This is a genomic window from Sulfurisphaera tokodaii str. 7 (assembly GCF_000011205.1).
In the GTDB taxonomy this organism is placed as follows: Archaea; Thermoproteota; Thermoprotei_A; order Sulfolobales; family Sulfolobaceae; genus Sulfurisphaera; species Sulfurisphaera tokodaii.
Genome location: NC_003106.2, coordinates 521,871 through 539,396, shown reverse-complemented (window position 1 = coordinate 539,396; position 17,526 = coordinate 521,871). Strand labels below are relative to the sequence as shown.

Annotated in this window: 24 protein-coding genes; 15 read left to right on the top strand and 9 right to left on the bottom strand. The window is 30.8% G+C overall.

All coding sequences use genetic code 11. The annotated features are described in order from the left end of the window. Positions 1-42: 42 nt before the first annotated feature. Positions 43-1,560: a dihydropteroate synthase-like protein gene (locus STK_RS03105; protein ID WP_010978525.1), complete on the top strand. Its 1,518-nt coding sequence runs from the start codon at positions 43-45 to the stop codon at positions 1,558-1,560. Further along, positions 1,511-1,909, top strand: coding sequence for a hypothetical protein (locus STK_RS03100; RefSeq protein WP_010978524.1), 399 nt, complete (start codon positions 1,511-1,513; stop codon positions 1,907-1,909). Before STK_RS03105 ends, STK_RS03100 begins: the two co-directional genes overlap by 50 nt. Here the strand turns inward: STK_RS03100 and STK_RS03095 are convergent, their stop codons facing one another. Further along, a complete protein-coding gene (locus STK_RS03095) occupies positions 1,910-2,329 on the bottom strand; it encodes a 6-pyruvoyl trahydropterin synthase family protein (RefSeq protein ID WP_010978523.1) in 420 nt (139 codons plus the stop codon). Beyond that, positions 2,307-2,819: a hypothetical protein gene (locus STK_RS03090; protein WP_052846362.1), complete on the bottom strand. Its 513-nt coding sequence runs from the start codon at positions 2,817-2,819 to the stop codon at positions 2,307-2,309. The genes STK_RS03095 and STK_RS03090 overlap by 23 nt, the downstream gene beginning before the upstream one ends. 32 nt (positions 2,820-2,851) lie before the next feature. On the opposite strand from STK_RS03090, the gene STK_RS03085 reads away from it, so the two are divergent. The 6 genes from STK_RS03085 to STK_RS03060 all read left to right on the top strand — a co-directional run bounded on the left by STK_RS03085 (position 2,852) and on the right by STK_RS03060 (position 6,313). After that, positions 2,852-3,310: a hypothetical protein gene (locus STK_RS03085; RefSeq protein ID WP_010978521.1), complete on the top strand. Its 459-nt coding sequence runs from the start codon at positions 2,852-2,854 to the stop codon at positions 3,308-3,310. Continuing rightward, on the top strand, positions 3,307-3,717 hold the full coding sequence (locus STK_RS03080) for a HEPN domain-containing protein (protein ID WP_010978520.1): 411 nt from the start codon (positions 3,307-3,309) through the stop codon (positions 3,715-3,717). Before STK_RS03085 ends, STK_RS03080 begins: the two co-directional genes overlap by 4 nt. Beyond that, a complete protein-coding gene (locus STK_RS03075; protein WP_052846361.1) occupies positions 3,701-3,895 on the top strand; it encodes a hypothetical protein in 195 nt (64 codons plus the stop codon). Before STK_RS03080 ends, STK_RS03075 begins: the two co-directional genes overlap by 17 nt. Positions 3,896-3,969: 74 nt before the next feature. Continuing rightward, positions 3,970-4,515, top strand: coding sequence for a 6-hydroxymethylpterin diphosphokinase MptE-like protein (locus STK_RS03070; protein ID WP_010978518.1), 546 nt, complete (start codon positions 3,970-3,972; stop codon positions 4,513-4,515). A gap of 20 nt (positions 4,516-4,535) precedes the next feature. Next, positions 4,536-5,696 carry an isopropylmalate synthase gene (locus STK_RS03065; protein ID WP_010978517.1) on the top strand — a complete coding sequence of 387 codons (1,161 nt, stop codon included), beginning with the start codon at positions 4,536-4,538 and terminating at the stop codon, positions 5,694-5,696. Next, complete coding sequence (locus STK_RS03060; RefSeq protein WP_010978516.1) at positions 5,693-6,313, top strand: MBL fold metallo-hydrolase; 621 nt, start codon at positions 5,693-5,695, stop codon at positions 6,311-6,313. The genes STK_RS03065 and STK_RS03060 overlap by 4 nt, the downstream gene beginning before the upstream one ends. On the opposite strand, the gene STK_RS03055 is transcribed toward STK_RS03060, so the two are convergent. Further along, entirely contained in the window at positions 6,303-6,479 is a 177-nt protein-coding gene (locus STK_RS03055; protein ID WP_010978515.1) for a ribbon-helix-helix protein, CopG family, read from the bottom strand. The two genes, STK_RS03060 and STK_RS03055, sit on opposite strands and share 11 nt — an antisense overlap. Positions 6,480-6,624: 145 nt before the next feature. On the opposite strand from STK_RS03055, the gene STK_RS03050 reads away from it, so the two are divergent. Next, positions 6,625-6,930 (top strand): hypothetical protein, encoded by a 306-nt coding sequence (locus tag STK_RS03050; protein ID WP_052846359.1) that lies wholly within the window; start codon positions 6,625-6,627, stop codon positions 6,928-6,930. 132 nt (positions 6,931-7,062) lie between these two features. Here the strand turns inward: STK_RS03050 and STK_RS03045 are convergent, their stop codons facing one another. Genes STK_RS03045 through STK_RS03035 form a run of 3 tightly spaced genes read right to left on the bottom strand, consistent with a single transcriptional unit; the run spans position 7,063 to position 9,225 of the window. Continuing rightward, positions 7,063-7,290 carry an Lrp/AsnC ligand binding domain-containing protein gene (locus tag STK_RS03045; RefSeq protein ID WP_010978514.1) on the bottom strand — a complete coding sequence of 76 codons (228 nt, stop codon included), beginning with the start codon at positions 7,288-7,290 and terminating at the stop codon, positions 7,063-7,065. A 32-nt stretch (positions 7,291-7,322) separates the two neighbouring features. Next, positions 7,323-8,498 carry an ABC transporter permease gene (locus STK_RS03040; protein WP_010978513.1) on the bottom strand — a complete coding sequence of 392 codons (1,176 nt, stop codon included), beginning with the start codon at positions 8,496-8,498 and terminating at the stop codon, positions 7,323-7,325. After that, complete coding sequence (locus STK_RS03035; RefSeq protein ID WP_010978512.1) at positions 8,491-9,225, bottom strand: ABC transporter ATP-binding protein; 735 nt, start codon at positions 9,223-9,225, stop codon at positions 8,491-8,493. Before STK_RS03035 ends, STK_RS03040 begins: the two co-directional genes overlap by 8 nt. A gap of 54 nt (positions 9,226-9,279) precedes the next feature. Between STK_RS03035 and STK_RS14750 the strand changes: the two genes are divergently transcribed. Beyond that, entirely contained in the window at positions 9,280-9,966 is a 687-nt protein-coding gene (locus STK_RS14750; protein ID WP_010978511.1) for a hypothetical protein, read from the top strand. Further along, the gene (panB, locus tag STK_RS03030; protein ID WP_010978510.1) at positions 9,851-10,654 is read left to right on the top strand and encodes a 3-methyl-2-oxobutanoate hydroxymethyltransferase; all 804 of its coding nucleotides are present in this window, start codon (positions 9,851-9,853) and stop codon (positions 10,652-10,654) included. The genes STK_RS14750 and panB overlap by 116 nt, the downstream gene beginning before the upstream one ends. Here panB and STK_RS03025 read toward each other — a convergent pair. Both STK_RS03025 and STK_RS03020 read right to left on the bottom strand, forming a co-directional pair. Then, positions 10,633-11,433: a 4-phosphopantoate--beta-alanine ligase gene (locus STK_RS03025; RefSeq protein ID WP_010978509.1), complete on the bottom strand. Its 801-nt coding sequence runs from the start codon at positions 11,431-11,433 to the stop codon at positions 10,633-10,635. The genes panB and STK_RS03025 overlap by 22 nt on opposite strands. Then, entirely contained in the window at positions 11,388-12,137 is a 750-nt protein-coding gene (locus STK_RS03020) for a pantoate kinase (protein WP_010978508.1), read from the bottom strand. The genes STK_RS03025 and STK_RS03020 overlap by 46 nt, the downstream gene beginning before the upstream one ends. A 45-nt stretch (positions 12,138-12,182) precedes the next feature. On the opposite strand from STK_RS03020, the gene STK_RS03015 reads away from it, so the two are divergent. After that, on the top strand, positions 12,183-14,459 hold the full coding sequence (locus tag STK_RS03015; RefSeq protein WP_010978507.1) for a 4Fe-4S dicluster domain-containing protein: 2,277 nt from the start codon (positions 12,183-12,185) through the stop codon (positions 14,457-14,459). Here STK_RS03015 and STK_RS03010 read toward each other — a convergent pair. After that, on the bottom strand, positions 14,456-14,875 hold the full coding sequence (locus STK_RS03010; RefSeq protein WP_010978506.1) for a hypothetical protein: 420 nt from the start codon (positions 14,873-14,875) through the stop codon (positions 14,456-14,458). The two genes, STK_RS03015 and STK_RS03010, sit on opposite strands and share 4 nt — an antisense overlap. A gap of 34 nt (positions 14,876-14,909) precedes the next feature. Here STK_RS03010 and STK_RS03005 point away from each other — a divergent pair, with 34 nt between their 5' ends. The 3 genes from STK_RS03005 to STK_RS02995 are packed head-to-tail and all read left to right on the top strand — an operon-like array spanning position 14,910 to position 17,504. Next, positions 14,910-15,620, top strand: a complete 711-nt coding sequence (locus tag STK_RS03005; protein ID WP_010978505.1) for a MoaD family protein — start codon at positions 14,910-14,912, stop codon at positions 15,618-15,620. Then, the gene (thiD, locus tag STK_RS03000; RefSeq protein WP_010978504.1) at positions 15,598-16,944 is read left to right on the top strand and encodes a bifunctional hydroxymethylpyrimidine kinase/phosphomethylpyrimidine kinase; all 1,347 of its coding nucleotides are present in this window, start codon (positions 15,598-15,600) and stop codon (positions 16,942-16,944) included. Before STK_RS03005 ends, thiD begins: the two co-directional genes overlap by 23 nt. A gap of 20 nt (positions 16,945-16,964) precedes the next feature. Next, positions 16,965-17,504 carry an HD domain-containing protein gene (locus STK_RS02995; RefSeq protein WP_010978503.1) on the top strand — a complete coding sequence of 180 codons (540 nt, stop codon included), beginning with the start codon at positions 16,965-16,967 and terminating at the stop codon, positions 17,502-17,504. Positions 17,505-17,526: the final 22 nt, after the last annotated feature.

Genomic DNA, 17,526 nt, shown 5'->3' with positions numbered 1-17,526 from the left:
CTAATAACGGTATTTTTAATCCTAAATTAAGAAAGATAGTATGTGAAAGTGTTACTAGTAACCGGAAAATTAGCATACGAGAGCGTAAAAGAAATTGCAAGTCAATTAAAAGATGTAAAGGCTGATGTTATTGCACTTAATTACCCTATTGCTTCGTTAATGACAGTAGATTATATAGCAGAAAACTTAAAGAATATATCACTTAAGGATTATGATTACATCATCATTCCAGGTTTAGCTAGTGGTGATGCTCAAAAAATACAAGAAGTAACAAAGGTTAAAACGTATAAAGGTAGCGAAGATTATAGAGATATTCCTAGAGTAATAGAAGCTCTTTCAAAAGGTGAAGCATTATCTACGATTTATCCAGCTGATACTATACTAAAGAAAAAGAAAGAGGAGGACATAGAAAAGATCTTAAGGGAATTAGAGGAAAAAGGCGATTTTGCATTTGAGGTAAATGGATTAAAAATACCACGATATCCTCCTCCCTTTAGAATATTCATAGAGTTTGATGCAAGTAAAGATATAGAGTTTCTGCTAGAAGAAGCTAAAAGGGTATCTAATTACGTTAATGTATTCGTACTAGGATTTCCTAATGGCCATGAGGATTTAGATGAGGTAAGAAAGAAAGTTACTAAATTCAGAGATGAAGGATATATTGTTGGTATAGATTCAGCCTCAACTAAAGAGCTTATTGAGGGGGCAAAAGCTGGTGCAGATTTTATATTTAATCTTAATGAGGATAATATAAATGAACTCGCCGTAATAAAAGATAAGGCATTCGTAATTGCACCCCTTTCTATTGAAAATAGAGCTGATGTTACTTTTAATCTATATAGGAAAGCAAAAGAAATGAAGTTCGAGAAACTAATATTAGATCCTATCCTCTCACCACCAATGGTTGGTCTGGTTAATAGTATTTTTGAATACAAAAAATTAAGAGACCTTACAGATGCTCCTATGCTAATGGGAATACTTAATGTTACTGAGCTAATAGATGTAGATAGTATAGGTGTTAATGCATTATTAACAGCAATAGCTGGCGAGCTCAAAATTGGGAACTTACTGATAATGGAACACGGTAAGACTCGTTGGAGTTCTTATGAAGTAAATATAGCTACTAAAATGATTAGTGTATCCCTATATAAGAAAAGTTTACCAAAAGATTTAGGTTTAGATCTTTTAATACTAAAAGAGAAAAAGAGGATAAAAGAGAAAATTGTAAACCCAGAAGATTATCTATATATTAGTGAACATATAGAACCTAAAATCATGGATAAAGGATTTGTTATCATAAAAGTGGCAGATAAGATCTATCTCGAATGGAAGGGAAAAGAGAATATTAAGATATCTGGAAGAGATGGGCTTAGTATAGGTAGAAAATTAATAGATTTGAAGAAGGATATTAATAATGAGCATAGTTTGTATATAGGATATGAGTTAGCTAAGGCTGAATTAGCATTAAAGTTAGATAAAAATTATATACAAGACGAACCTTTATTTGTGCGTGGATATAATATCATCGACTCCAACAATAGTACGACTAAGAAAAAATAACATAACTATACTAATATCAACTTATCCTCTTATAACAAGAAGTAATTTCCTTGAAAGATTAAAGAAGACCTTAAATGTTGAAGAATCATGTAAAGACCTTAGTCTTGCTGAATGCTTTGCTCTTCTTTATGGCGGAATAGTTATAAGTGCTAACTCTATCTTAGAAAGAGTTGAGTTGGAAGGTTGCTTTAAAGAAAGCGATAATGGAGATGAATTTGAGGTGGAAAAATTTCTAAAAAATCCTTATAGATGTTTTTCTTTTGACAATGGTAAAATCTGTTTTTCAAAAGTAAAGGACGAGAATTGTAAAACTATTGATAATATTGGTCTACGATTCATAATAAAATAGTCACGGATACTCAATTATTGCATAATTGTTTTCTCCTTCATATATTTTTACTGTAATTTTATACTTTTTCTGTAATTTTTCATATATACTCTTAGCTATTTCTAATCCGATATATTCTGCTGTAGGATATTTGTATGGAATAACCTTTATGTCTAGCTTGAACGGGCCTTTAAAGTATATTTGATTGAGATCTTCGGAAGGAATTATTAATTTATGATCCCAATCTTTTACTATATCATTTATTATCTTCTTTAAAATTTCAAAATCTATAACAAATCCCGTATTTTCATCTATTGAATTACCCTCAATTTCTATAGAAAGTTTGTATGTATGGCCATGAATCTGCTGATTTCCTTCTGAGGATAAAGTATAATGTGCAGAATCAAAAGAAAGTCCTTCAAGTCCTACTTTGACTTTCATTTAATGACCTCCTTATGTTCTTGTCAAAATGTTCCCACAAAGATTCAACTAAATATTTAATTTCATCACATAATGATCTTACGTCCTTATCGGTTAGAATTTTTTCTATCTCTTTGTTTAATCTCATAATTTCATTAAAACTACCAGCAAATATTTTCTTATCTTCAAAAACTATGTTATCATACCCTATTTGATAATCACCACCAAATTCTATGATTTTATATACAGAATAAGTTAGCGAATTAATATCTAAATTTTTCTTATTTGATATTCTAACTGAAATTTCATCAACGAGATTTTCTATTTTATAATTTATCAAATCTTTAAGACTATCTACTACTTCTAGCTGTGATCTAAATTCCTCTATTTCTAGTAGTTGCTTAAATTTAGAGTTAGATATACATTGAGTACTACATGGTATTCTTAACTCAAGTATAGGTAAAATCTCATATGGTGGATATTTCAAATATTCGGATATCAATTCATACACAAACTTAATTTTTGTGGTTGTAAATAATAAGCATGCAGTCATTACTTAATTTAGTTGAGACTTTAAGTGAAAAAATACTCGAACATTACGAAGATAAATTGAAAGGTATAGTAATAGGAGGAGAAGCTATAGATACTTTTGACGAGAAAAAAACTCTGTTAATCTTATTAGTTTTAGATAAAGTTCATAAAATTTCGTTTTATGCCAGAGAGGAAATAGCTGAATATTTTATAAAAAAGATTGAGCCGTTAGAAAGTTATTTTGAATATGTTAAAAAATATGGGCAAAGACCCCTTCTATATTTTATAATTCTTGATCCTTCAGAGCTTTCTTTTCACAATCCTATAGTCTTATATTTATTAACTAATGGAAAGGTCTTGTTTGATAAAGAAAAGTTAATAGAAAAAGAAGTTAAGAAAGTGAATGTGACAAATATTAACGGTGTTTTGAAATTAAGTGAAATAAATAAGGGTGAGGTGATTGAATTATGAATAATAGTGCTCTTTCATCAGAATATCTTAGTAAATCTTTCAGATATCTGAAGCAAGCTAAAACTTCACTAGAAGAAGGAGATTTAGTAGGAACCATAGATAATTCTTATGATTTCATAGAAAATCTGAGTAAAGCATTATTAGCCCTTTATGGGTATTACTCGCTGGAAGATCATGTATCACAAAAACTTAATTTGATTCTTTCCAAACTAACTCAAGAAAAAGAAATAACCTTGATTAGAAGGCTTCAACTCTTAGAAGAAAAGCTTTATCCTCTAACATTACTTGATGAATCTTCATTTAAGGATTCTGTGATAATAAGAAATTTTGAAGCCAAAGGGTTGATAAAGGAATTAGAAGAAATATTTGAACTTGCTAATAATGTATTCGATGAATTTCATAGTTGATTTGGACAAAGATATATGTAGTTCAAATGTGATTGATGCACTTTTTCCTAATGAAAATATTATCTATAAAATATCTAAAAATAATCCCTATTTTCAATATATTAAGAATAACTTTAAAATTGAAATTATAAGAGATGAAGGTGACGCAGTATACTTCAAGATCCTTTCTACTGGTTAACTTTTTATTCAAGAATAAGAGCGATTTTTGGTTATTCTTACAGAGATGATTACTACTCAGCATTATTATTGAACATGAAAATAAAAAATGACTATGTAGAGAAACTTAACATTATTAGAGATAAAAGAGTAGCAGTTGTAGGTGCAGGTCCTAATCTGGTATCTGTAAATGAAATTAGTGAAGATTTAATTATTTCAGCAGATGGAGCAACAAATTTCTTATATGAACATGGAATCATTCCAGATATAATTGTAACTGATTTAGATGGAATTTCTGTGTTTCCAGAAGAATCAATTTACGTAGTTCATGCACATGGTGATAATATTAGAAAATTGTACAAGGTAAATAATATGAAAATTGTAATAGGTTCGGCACAAGTTTTCCCTTTTGGAAATATTCATTTATTCGGTGGATTTACTGATGGAGATAGAGCTGTAATTTTAGCAAAACTCTTCAAAGCTAAAGAAATTGTACTTTATGGAATGGACTTTGATTCTGGTTATGTAGGAAAATATTCAAAACCTTATTATGAACAAAATTTACCAGCTAACTGGGTTAAAAGAAACAAACTAAAAATAGCTAAACAGATAATCGAACAAGTTTTAAGCAAAGATTTATAATTTTTTAAGTAACAGATAGTTTGGGATGTCAATTCTCGGTTAATTCAAAAAAAGTTAGAATATTTGATACAACATTAAGAGATGGCGAGCAAGCTCCGGGTATAGATTTAACAGTCGAACAAAAAGTTAAGATAGCGAGAAAATTGGCAGAACTAGGAGTTGATGTAATAGAAGCTGGTTTTCCTGCAGCTTCTGAGGGAGAATTTATAGCCACTAAGAAAATCCTAGAAGAAGTTGGAGATCAGGTTGAGGTTATAGGATTATCAAGGGCGAATAAGCAAGATATAGATAAGACCATCGATACTGGCATATCAAGCATCCATGTATTCATTGCTACTTCTGATATACATCTGAAATATAAACTAAAAATGACAAGGGAACAAGTACTAGATAAAATTTATGAATCAGTTAGATATGCTAAAGATCATGGCTTAATAGTTGAATATTCCCCAGAAGATGCTACAAGAACTGATAAGGATTTCTTATTAAAAGCTGTAAGTACTGCTATTGAGGCTGGGGCAGATAGAATAAATATACCAGATACTGTTGGAGTTATGCATCCCTTCAAGTTTCATGATTTAATCAAAGATGTTGTTTCTGTAACTAAAGATAAAATCGTAAGTGTACACTGCCATAATGATTTTGGTTTAGCAACAGCTAACTCAATTGCTGGAGTAATGGCTGGGGCAAGACAAGTTCATGTAACTGTGAATGGAATTGGAGAGAGAGCTGGAAATGCATCATTAGAAGAAGTAGTGATGGCACTGAAAAAACTTTTGGGATATGAGGTTAATATCAAAACATATAAGTTATACGAAACAAGCAGACTTGTATCAGAGTTAACTGGTGTTCCTGTTCCCTATTTTAAAGCGATAGTAGGAGAAAATGCATTTGGTCATGAAGCTGGCATCCATGTTCACGGAGTTATTGAGAACCCATTGACATATGAGCCAATATCTCCAGAGGAGGTAGGTAATTTCAGAAGATTAGCACTAGGAAAACATAGTGGTATACATGGTTTGAAAAAACTTCTTGAGGAACAAGGAATTTACTTAAATGATCAAGAGTTAAGAGAAGTATTAAATGAAATAAAGAAACTTGCTGAAAATGGTGAAAAGGTAAATGTTGATGTTGCTAAAGAGATAGCTATTAAAGTAAGTAGCAAAAAGATTAAAGTATGATAAAGTTTTTCTATCATTCTTCTTTTCTTCTAGATAATAAAATACTTTTAGATCCTCATGATGGAGGAAGTATAGGCTTACCCAGACCTGAAACTAAAGCTGATTTAATTCTCATAACTCATAATCATTACGACCATAATGCTTATGAAATAATTCCTCATAAAGATGTAAAAATTAAATATTATGGAGAATTTAATTATGCTTCGTATACTATTGAAGGATTAAAAGCATATCATGATAAGGAAAAAGGAAAAAGAAGAGGAGAAACTGCTATTTACAGGATTGTAAACCCTAATGGAAAATTGATTGTTCATATGGGCGATATTGGCCATATGCCAGATGATCAAATCCTTGAGAAGATAAAGAATCCAGATATATTGATGGTCCCAGTAGGAGGAGTTATAACAATAAATGCCTTGGAAGCAAAAGAAATAATAGATAAACTAAATCCTAAAATAACAATTCCAATGCATTACTGGATTAAAGGACATTTTATGCCATTAGACCCTTTAGATAACTTCTTAGAAGTTATAAATAGAAAAACCATAGAAATAAGAGAAAAAGAAGTTGACGAAAATAGTATTGAAAAGGGATCTGTACTTATTTTTAAAGTCTAACTTTTTCAACCTTTGCAACTGGCACTGTTTCTTTATCTATTTCTGTTTTAACCAGGCTTTCAATAGCTTTTCTGATAGCTTCTGATCTATTTAAACCATACCTTATTGCATATCTATCTAATAGTTCCAATAAATCTTCTTCTACTTTAAATGTTACAACTCTCATCTTTTATCCGATATTAATATTCTTCATACTAAGGTTTAAGTATTTTCTGGAGCGGTATTTCCATCTTATGCTTTCAAGAGGAGTATATGATGATGAAGATATAAATATTTGTACTTATATATTTTTATCATGAGGAGTATACACATTGCCTACTATACACTTATCTTTACCAGAGTCACTTTATGAAGAACTAAAAAGAAAAGCAGAGGAGCTTGGAGTACAGATTACTGACTTAGTAAAGTTCTATATTAGACAAGGATTAGAAGAAAGGGATAAAGAGGACAGAGAGGAGAAGGATGATAAATATGAAAAATTGGAAGAAAGTGTTGCCTATTTAGAGGCAAAAGTTGCCCAACTTGATGCTCTTGTTGAAGAATTAGTTCAAAGATTGCTAGAGAAAGAAAGTGAAGAAGAAGAAGTTGAAGTTATTAGTAAAGATGAAAAAAGTTAATTTGGGCCTATGTGATTATGCTCTCGTGTCCCGAGAGCTAAATGAGCATAGGTGGGTCCCCTAATTCTATGTTTATGATGTTGCAGGGACGTACTGAATATAAAAAATGAGGAAAAATTTCCTCGTTCTGATTTACATTACAATTAGAGTTACAGTTCTTAGAATAGATGGATCTTTTCTAATTTGAGAAATTACCTTATTTAGCTCATCTAAACTATCTGTAACAATTTCCGCTACTACATCGTATTCTCCATATACTGGATTAGCTTCTTTTACACCGTTTATTCTTTTTATTGAATTAGCCACATCTGTTTCTTTTCCCACAGCGGTTACAACTAATATATACGCTTTTACCGGCATATATTATAGTTGTCAATACAAATTTATATTTTTTATTTTAAGAGAAGCCTCTCGGAATTAAAGTATCTGGATACCAGTAATATTAGAAATACAGATACAATCATTGTTGCCGAGAGAGAGAATATGGAATCTCGTATTGATCCGAATACATATAGGAGTAATCCAAGACTTAATTGAACATAAGGAATACCATATATTGCTGTTAATGGAAATGTTAATTGGCTTGGATTTATAAAGAGTGCTACAAATGAAGCTATCATCCCAAAGGATATTATTATAAAATTAATTATCTGAATATTTCTAGTAGAACCTCCAAATATAAATAAGAATATTAAACTCAATGCCCCGGTTAACAGAATAGAAATTAAATAGACTAATACTATGATTATAAGAAATGAAAAAGTAAGAGACACTGAAATATTAAATGCATAAGATGAGAGTGATATAAAGAAGAATGTTCCTACAATATCGCCTAAAGAAGAGAAAATTCCTAAAATTATTGCTACAAATAATTTTGAAATGATAAAAGACCTTATTGATAGTGGAGTTGCAAGTAAGGATTCTAATGTCTTCCTCTCCCGTTCTCCGGTTATTCCTTCTAATAGATAGAAGACCACTGGTGTAGCACTAGGAAATAACACTAATGCAATAATTCTGGCAAAACTAGCTAGTTGGCTAACTCCAGATGAAACAACTTTTCCGGTTATTGAGCGATAACCTAAAACCACATATATCGGATTCCTGATAGAAGAAGGAGTAACATTTACATGAGCTAAGTTTTTCAAATATTCGATTCTTTGATTTGATATATTAAGTAATAAAGTATATAAAGCATTATTTGCAATATCAAGAGCGTTTTGATTTGATGAAATTAGTACGTAAAAGTAAACAAAGGCTTGACGAGATATGTTACTTATATTTTGATAAAATTCATTTGGAAAAACTATAACTACATCAGCATTTTGAGTACTATTTGTTATCACGATTCCGCCATTATGTTTAATGTAACTAGTAACTATATTGACATAAGGAGTGTTTGCAGAATTATTATTTATAACTGCTATAATTGGAGGTTGGGCAGAAACTGATGCATATAGTATTACGCCAATTAAAGGTAAAAGTATGAAGGGTAATAAGATGGAAGAGAGTAATAGTTTTTTGTCTCTTCTAATTTCTAATAATTCTTTATTTATAAATGTTTTAAGCATTTGAAATCACCTTCATGAAAGCTTCTTCAAGGTTTTTAACCTTTAACTTTTCAATGATATCATTCGGACTACCAGAAATAATTGTCTTTCCATCATTTATCATGGCTATATTATCACACATATATTGAACCTCTAACATATTATGAGAAGACAAAATAATCGTAATTCCGTATTTTTTTGACATTTCAACTATTGTGTTTCTTACCCTTACAGCAGAGTCAACATCAAGTGCTGACGTGGGTTCGTCAAGAATTGCTAATTTAGGCATCACCATTAACGTTCTAGCAATAATAAGCCTTCTTTTCATTCCCCTACTATATGTTGAGGTTGGCTGGTATATTTTATCCCCTAAATTAGCTATTTTTATGCCTAATTCAACGAATTCTTGAGTTTTCCTCTTATCACCACGACTGTAAAGTTCAGCAAAAAATTGTAAATTTTCTATTCCAGTAAGTTTTTCATACGGGAACGCATCTTCTGGCATATAGGAGATATATCCGTTATTTTTAGCTTTTACAGGATCTAAACCAAATACTTTTACGATACCTTCGTAGCTCTTAATTATACCTGCAACTACCCTAAGTGTAGTAGTTTTACCAGCACCATTAGGGCCAATTAAACCAAATACTTCCCCCTTTTTAACCGTAAAGTTAACATCTTTTAAGGCCCAAAAATTACCGAACTTTTTTCTAAGATTGATAACACTGATAACAATTTCTTCATTCATTATACCATGTTTTTCGAAATATTAGAATAAAAAATCATTCGAAGTAAGTTATATGTGGTAACTGGTAACGTTAGCGACAGAACATTAGAGTTCTTACTGAAGTTTGGAGAGAAAGGAAGGATTATACTTCAAGCTGCTTTAGATTGCTCATATGAGAACAACAAGCCAGAATTAGGAGATTTTAGTTATAAGGACGTTGTAGATAAACTTTCACAATTAGGTTATTCTTATGACCCTAAAATGATTTTAAGGGCTCTGGAAAAGGATTATGGTATATTAGAAACCACATATAAAAGCAGTAATCAACACTGGTGGAAGTTTATCGATAAGGAACAAGTAGAGACTGTCTTAAACGAAAATAAAGAAGGAGATCCCAAAATAGAGCTTATTAAAATAAAATTTTACTCTCTTGAACCACAAAAAATAGAAAGAAAACTGGATTTAATGTCTAAGAAAAGTATTATTACTGAGATAGACAAGAAAACTTTTAGGTTAATGGTATTTGATGAGCTTTCAAAATTAACGGAAATTTATGAGGAAGCTTCACAATATGAGGAAACATTACCAATTGCTGAAAGAATAAAGAGAATATTAACTTTAGCATCAATTATTGCTAGGAAAATTTATGGAAAAGGTTACAATAAGGGATTTCTTGAAAAAGAAGGAAAAGAAAGAGAAAATAATAATGTTAACAGCCTACGATTATCCCTCAGCGAAGATAATATCTCAGACGAATCTTGATGGTATCCTAGTTGGAGACTCCCTTGGAATGGTAGTTTTAGGAAAAGAGAACACACTTAAAGTGACTATGAGAGATATGTTAATTCATTTAGACGCAGTAGTAAAAGCTAAGCCTCCACAGTTAATAGTTGCTGATATGCCATTCTTAAGCTATGAAACGTCAATCAAAGATGCTGTAAAAAATGCCGGATTACTTGCTAGACACGGTGCTGATGCAGTAAAATTAGAAGGTGGAGAGGAAATGAGAGATGTTGTTAGGGCTATAGTAAGGGCTGGAATACCTGTTATGGGTCATATAGGATTAACCCCACAAAGATTCTTAAGAATAGGTGGATATAGAATTTTGGGGAAAAGAGAAAAAGAAGAGGAACAATTACTTAAAGATGCAAAAACACTAGAAGAAGCTGGGGCTTTTTCAATAGTAATAGAAAACACTTACTCAGATGTGGCTAAAAAGATAACTGAAAGCATTAGTATTCCAACGATATGTATAGGAGCAGGACCATATTGTGACGGACAAATTTTAGTTATTCATGACTTACTTGGTCTTTCAGATTTTACTCCTTATTTTGCAAAAAAATATATAGATTTACGGGGACTAATAAGAAGAGCAATAGAGGATTATATTTCAGAGGTAAAAGAAGGGAAATTCCCAGGAAAAGAACATTATAAATCTCGAGATAGCTGAAGAAGGTAGTTACTTATAAATCTAAGACTTTCAGCTAATATTTCCTTGTTATTATAATTTTTCACTATTTGTTCTAATTCCTCTTTACTTTTGTTTCTTAGTTCTTTAGCTATCTCAACCATTTTTGGAAATGCTCTAATCACATTATCTACTATAGTTATGCTAGCTTTCTGAGAAGTTCTTGAAATAGGGTTTAAGTCTATTGCAATAACTTTCTTACCCATTTTAACTAAAGCTTCTGTTCTATCTCCGTCTTCTAATCCTAATAATACTACATCAGCTATGTATATTCCTCTTGGACTAACTCTTCTTCTTTCACTGAAAAGTTCTGGAATAGTAGCCGACGCATCTTCATCAACACCTAAGACCTCTTTTGCACCAGCCTTCTTTAGTATTTCAGCAATCTTCCTTTCTCTTTCAATAGTCCTATAAAACAAGTTCACTTCTATTTTTGCATTTGTTAATTCCGCCAATTTTACTATTTCGTTAGGTACTAGTGCTGCCATATTACCATTTACCGATATTACGGGGTTTTTAGCTAACAGTAGAGAAGCAACTCCGGCTTTTATAGCTTTAATCGCAAATTCTTGAGTTTTTTCTCCAATAAGATAGTCAAAACATTCTCCCCTTCCATGAGCAATTAATCCTTGGGGCGCAACATAGCCATCTAATAAACCATCCACTATTTTTTCTCTTATTATGAGAGATTCTTTTCTAGGATGATTTTCTGGGATTAACGAATGTAAGCTCCATGTATTGCTGGTGTGTGTTTTATCCATCCTTCTTCACATTCTTTTAATCTAAGTATTAAACCTTTCTTTCTGAAAGAGTTTGGAAAAGGGGATATAAATCCGATCTCTTCAGTAAATTTCCTTGATAAGTCAAAGAACTTTAATAAAGAAGGATTATGTAAAAACTGGTTTATATATACTAGCGCATTATCATTTTTATTTTTTATTAATTTCTCTGTAGATTCTTTTGATAAAGGTTTACTACAAATTGGCTCCCATTCAACTATAATTTTTTCTACTTCTCCATATCCTGGAGCACCGGGCTTCTTTCTATAAACTAATCCTCCGCCATAATATTCAGAGATTAAATCACCGAGTCCATTATTAGTAAATATTTCGCTTTCATGAGCAACCACAAGTGCATCTTCTAATTTTATGTTATACAATTCATAAGAAGCTAGAGCATAAGCTAAACTTATTGCACCACTAAGCCCGTAGCCGAAACCTAAAGGTACTTCAGATTGGATATAAAGTTTTACATTAGCTAAAAGACTTAGATACTTTAAATTTGGAAAATTCACACGTTGATTATTAAAATAAATTTCTGGTTCGCCTTTTTTAGGAAAAGCGATTATTGGCGGATTTAATACCAATGATAAGCCTATAGACCCAGTATACCTTATATCTTCAGTATAAACTGGATACCAGATTCCAGAAATATTTAGGGGAACGATAATTTCAATATCTGTCATCTATTTAGGAAAACATTTATTACTTTATATTTTTAATTATTGTGGATGAGAGTTACTGATGCATCAATCTTTAGTAGGGCTTTGACTACTATTGAAATCAAAGAAATAGAAAAACTTCTTATCAAGGAAGATAAAGAAGTTGTAATTGGAAGACTTACCTCGATGAATGGGGACATTATAAAATATTCTAACCCTAAAATTATTCCTTCACCTACAAAATTACCTTCTGGGAATATAATAGAAGAAATCAAATCCGATTCTTCTATTTATTCTATTTATAGAGTAGCACCAGGACTTACATTTGAAGAACTTATATCCGAATTAAAGAAATACTCAAAAGTACCAGTACTTTTTCCATTATATCTGCAAGGAAGCATAGGAGGGTTCATAGCAACTAATGGGTCTGGATTTGGAAGTTACAAATTTGGTTTTGTAAGAGGAAAGAAAGAGGTTCACAGTCTTAAAGATAATGAAGCAATCGTTATGACAGCAAATTATACAGAAGTAATTGAAAGTGATAAAGAAAGTAAGTTTGCATGGAGTGCAATTATACTAGATGACAAAGAAAGATTTTATTTAACTTCTAATTATGCGAAACTGGAAGGTATTTCTGGGAGTAGTATTGATACTTACTCTTTAATTAACGATATAAATAAAATTGTTATACAGAGCTTTAAAAGAGATTATATACCAGTTATGCTCAGATTTCCAGAGTCTTCATATTCTAAGTTAGCTCAATTAAAATTTTTTGAAAAAATTATAGGATACAAAATAAATTTTAATTCACCAGATAAATACTATGTATTTTTAGGACGGATTAAGTTTGATGATTTAAACGAGCTTTTCTCTTTTTTAAAGAAAAATAAAGACTTCTTACCTTTCCCCTCACTTTCTGAATATGACAAATTACATTTAGAGATTTTAAACAAATTAGGAAAGAAGACTAAATTGCCAAAAGAGTATAAGAGCATAGTTAGCATATATAACGAGGCAACTAAATGTATTAACTGTGGATTATGCCTTAATGTTTGTAAAGCATACGAAGTCACCCATAACCCTCTATATTCTCCAGTTGGGAAAATTGGTAGACTTATAATGGAGGAAAAGGATTTTGAAACTTGCTTTGGATGTGTAAAAGATGAAGAAGTATGCCCAGTAAATATACCAATTAGTAAATTAACTACTGAAGGGGTAAATATTATTTCTCCAGAAAAAATTAAAATAGAAATACAAGATTTACCTTCAGATATCCCTAACCTAGCAAAAAAACTTCAAAATACTTATAGAAATAGGCCTTTGTATTTGCTCTTTGTAGGATGCGCATCTAAATATGATATAAATGGTGTTAGAGGTTTTTTAACATACTTGTTAGATAAAGGAAACTCTTTGCCTCAAGACTTTTCTCCTAGAGTAGAATTAGTAAATGCTTGTTGCGGTTTTGATGATTTTATTGGAGGGAATATTCAAGGTGCTAAAGATAAGGTAAGTAAAATTTTAGAATTAAAGAAAAATAAAAATGCCCAAGGTATTTATTTCCTCTGTCCAGAAGCATTATACATTTACAATTTACTATCTGGAGATACGGGTATATTAGCATATGAAGTTGTAAAAGATGCATTAAAAGAAAGAAAAATTCATGCTGGTTGTTGGGCTAAAAAACTAGGAATTAAAGGAAATGATGATGAATGTGCTGGATTAAATTTGACTACATATAAGGGATATCCAATACCTTCTAAGGGAAAAGCTGTGCTAACAATTTGTCCATTTTCTACATGGAAATATGGTACTTCATCTGTATATTCCGTATTTTATGTAGGATCTGAGAATATGGAGAAGCTTGTTGGAGAAAAAGATTTAGATAATTTATTACTAGATCTATCAATTGATTCAATTAAAGAAGCCTTAACAGACTCAGTAGATGAAATTGCAGAGAAAGTTAGCTTATGGAACTTAGGCGGTGAAGGATACTTTATCCTTGTTACATACCCAGTTATTCTAAATAAGTTTAAGAATATACTAGAACAGAAAATAAAAGAGCACGAAAGAAAGGATGAAATGATTAAATACATTTCAAAGATAGTTAATGACACTATAATACTAGATCAGAAGATTACATTAATTTCAGATTATTTAAGGGGTCAAAATTATTCTAGTTTAATTATGGAGATGAGAGAAAAAATTCTTACTTCAAGTAAACTTGAATATTCGGCTAAAGATCTAGTAAACAGTGATCAAATGATAAAAGCAATTGATGAGATGATAAAAAGAGCAATTACACCAAAGCTTATTGAAAGAGTATTTAAGGAAATAATATATTCTTAAACAAATTTATAAGTCATGTCTTCATGGTCTAAGTATATTAAACCATTTTTCTTTAGAAAACCAAAAAGTGGAGTTAATCTTCTTGGTATCTTTATCTCTACTTGATCTTTATATATCATAAAATACATTTTTAGTAATTCTATGGTATCTTTAAATGTGACGAGTACTTTTTCTCCGTCCAGATCTAATATGAAAAGCGAGGGATGAAGCTTAGGATCTATTTCTGATGCCGAAACTATTACATAAGTTTTACCGAGTATTTGTTCACATATAGACTTATTTGGCTTTGATTTAAGAAGTAACTGAAGTTTAGCATCTATTTCGCTCAATTTGTTTAATATTTCGAGATATTTATCATCTTTATAAATCCTTTGAGGTTCATTGTTTAATAGGAAATTTAATAATTCTTTATCCATATTTAATCATGTTATTATATAAAGGGAGAGAGGAATGAAAATACGTTTAAGATATTTTTCATTTATCCAAGACTTTACAAATAAGAGTTCTGAGGAAATAGAAACAGAATGTAAAACAGTAGAATGTTTACTTGAACAGTTATCTTCTTTATATGGAGATGAATTCTTAAGAATTATCAAAAATGGCTTAGGTAGTGTAAGAGTTACTATTCTAGTTAATGGTAAAGCTAATGTAAATAACATTAATGATGGAGATGAAATAGCAATTTTACCTCCACCTTCTGGAGGAGAATTATATGTTTCAAAGAGATTTGATCTTTTAGAGGAAATAAAAAAATTTAGAGAAAAAGCACCACCAGAAGCTGGATCACTAGTAATTTATTTAGGTTTCGTAAAGGGAATAGTTGAGAATCATAAAGTTTATGAATTGAAATATGAAGCTTACGAGGAATATACAAGGAGAAGATTTAAGGAAATAATAGATGAAGTTAAGAAAAAATATAATGATCTAGTTGATTTACAAATTATTCATGTAATAGATAACATGAAACCAGGTGAAGATGTATTGTTGATTATGGCATTAGGAAAGGGTAGAAAAGATGCTATACATGCAGTAGAAGAAACCTTAGAATTAGTGAAACATACGACGGGTATTTGGAAATTAGAAATAAGAGATGATGGAGAATTTTGGGTAGTTGCTGGAAATACTAGAGTGAGAAGAAATGAAAAAGGTAGTAGCACTTAGTGTGGCAGGAATAGATACTGGTAATGGTGCAGGAGCAGAAACTGATATAAAAGTTTACGAAATATTAGGAGTACATGGTACGTTAGTAGTTTCTGCTATAACTGCTCAAAACACCAGAGGTATAAAAGATATACTTGTCATTGAAAGAGATTTTTTTCAAAAACAACTAGAAACAGTTCTAGAGGATTTTGACATAAATAATGTTAAGATAGGAATGATTTACAATAAGGAACAATATGAAGTTGTAAAGGAATATTTAGAAGGAAAGACCATTGTAACAGATCCAGTAATATTTGCTAAAGATGGAACTCAGCTAATTAAAGATCTTGAGGATTATAAAAAATATATCCTACCGATTACTACAGTTCTCACTCCTAATGCTGTTGAGGCCTCTTATTTTTCTGGTATTAACATTAAGACTCTTGAGGATATGAAGAAAAGTAGTAAGATAATTTCTAATACATATAATATACCATACGTAATAGTTAAAGGTGGCCATATATCTACGAAGTACAGTTTTGACATTCTCTATGATGCTAAAAAAGATTTCTTTTACCTAGTTGGTTATGAGAGAATTAATCAAAAAAATACACACGGAACTGGTAGCGTATTCTCAACAGTAATATCGGCCGAATTAGCAAAAGGAGAAAAAATATATAATGCGATAAGAATTGCTAGAGATATTCTTCAAACTTCTATTGAATATGGTCTTGAAATAGGAAAGGGAATAGGACCAGTGGATCCTCTTGTTTACATAGAAAAGAATGCTTATAAATATAAAGTTATAGAAGATATGTATAAATTTGCTAATTTTGTTGAATCTACTCCTTCATTTTATAAGTTAATACCAGAAGTTCAATCAAACTTAGCCCACTCAATACCTTCATCATATGTTAAAGATCTTAATGATATTGCAACTTTTAAAAATAGGATAATAAGAAATTGGGATAATAAAGTGAGTATAGGCTTTCCAGTAGTTTTCGGAAAACCTACACATACTGCCAGATTACTTCTAGCAACAATAAGAAAAGGAGAAAGAGCTACGGTTCTTATTAATTTAAGATATGATGAAAATACAATAAAACTTCTACGCTTATATGGATATGATGTTATAGAAATAGATAGGGAAAAAGAACCAGAGCATGAAATAGAGGGAAAAAGTATGCAATGGATAATAGATTTTATATACGAAAATTACGGAAAGATTCCCAATGTAATATTTGATAAGGGAATGAAAGGAAAGGAAGCAATGATAAGAATTTGGACAGAAGATATTGATACAATAATTGATACACTAAATTATATATGTAAAAATTTAAGCTGAAGCTTTGAAATTCTTTTCCCATGAGTTTAGAAAGAGTTATTATAGGATGTAAAAATTTAGTTAGAACTGGTTGGATGCAAAGAGGAGTACCGCCATCAATAGGAGAGACAGTATCCCAGCATAGTTGGGAAGCGGCTGTTTTAGCATATTATCTTGCTAGTAAGCTTAAGGAAAAAGGTGTTAAGATTAATCCTGAAAGAGCATCAGTGATAGCATTATTTCATGACGTTGCTGAGAGTTTGCTAGGAGATTTACCAAAATGGGCTTCTGAGAGAATAGAAGAAAAGGAGGAAATAGAACTTGAAGCTATTAAAGAACTAGGTCTGGATGTTGAATTATTCATAGAATATAAGGAAATGAAAAGCTTAGAAGGAAAGATTGCAAAATTATGTGATAGATTATCTACATACATGCAAGCAAAGAGATATGCTAAATTAGGTTATGATGTTAGTGAAATAATCAAAACCTACGAAAAGGAAATTGAAAACCTCATGAAGGATGAGAAATTATCTTTGATTATTAATGAGATAAATAACTTGATAAAGAATATAAATGGCTAATGAAATCATCTTTTGAGTGAAA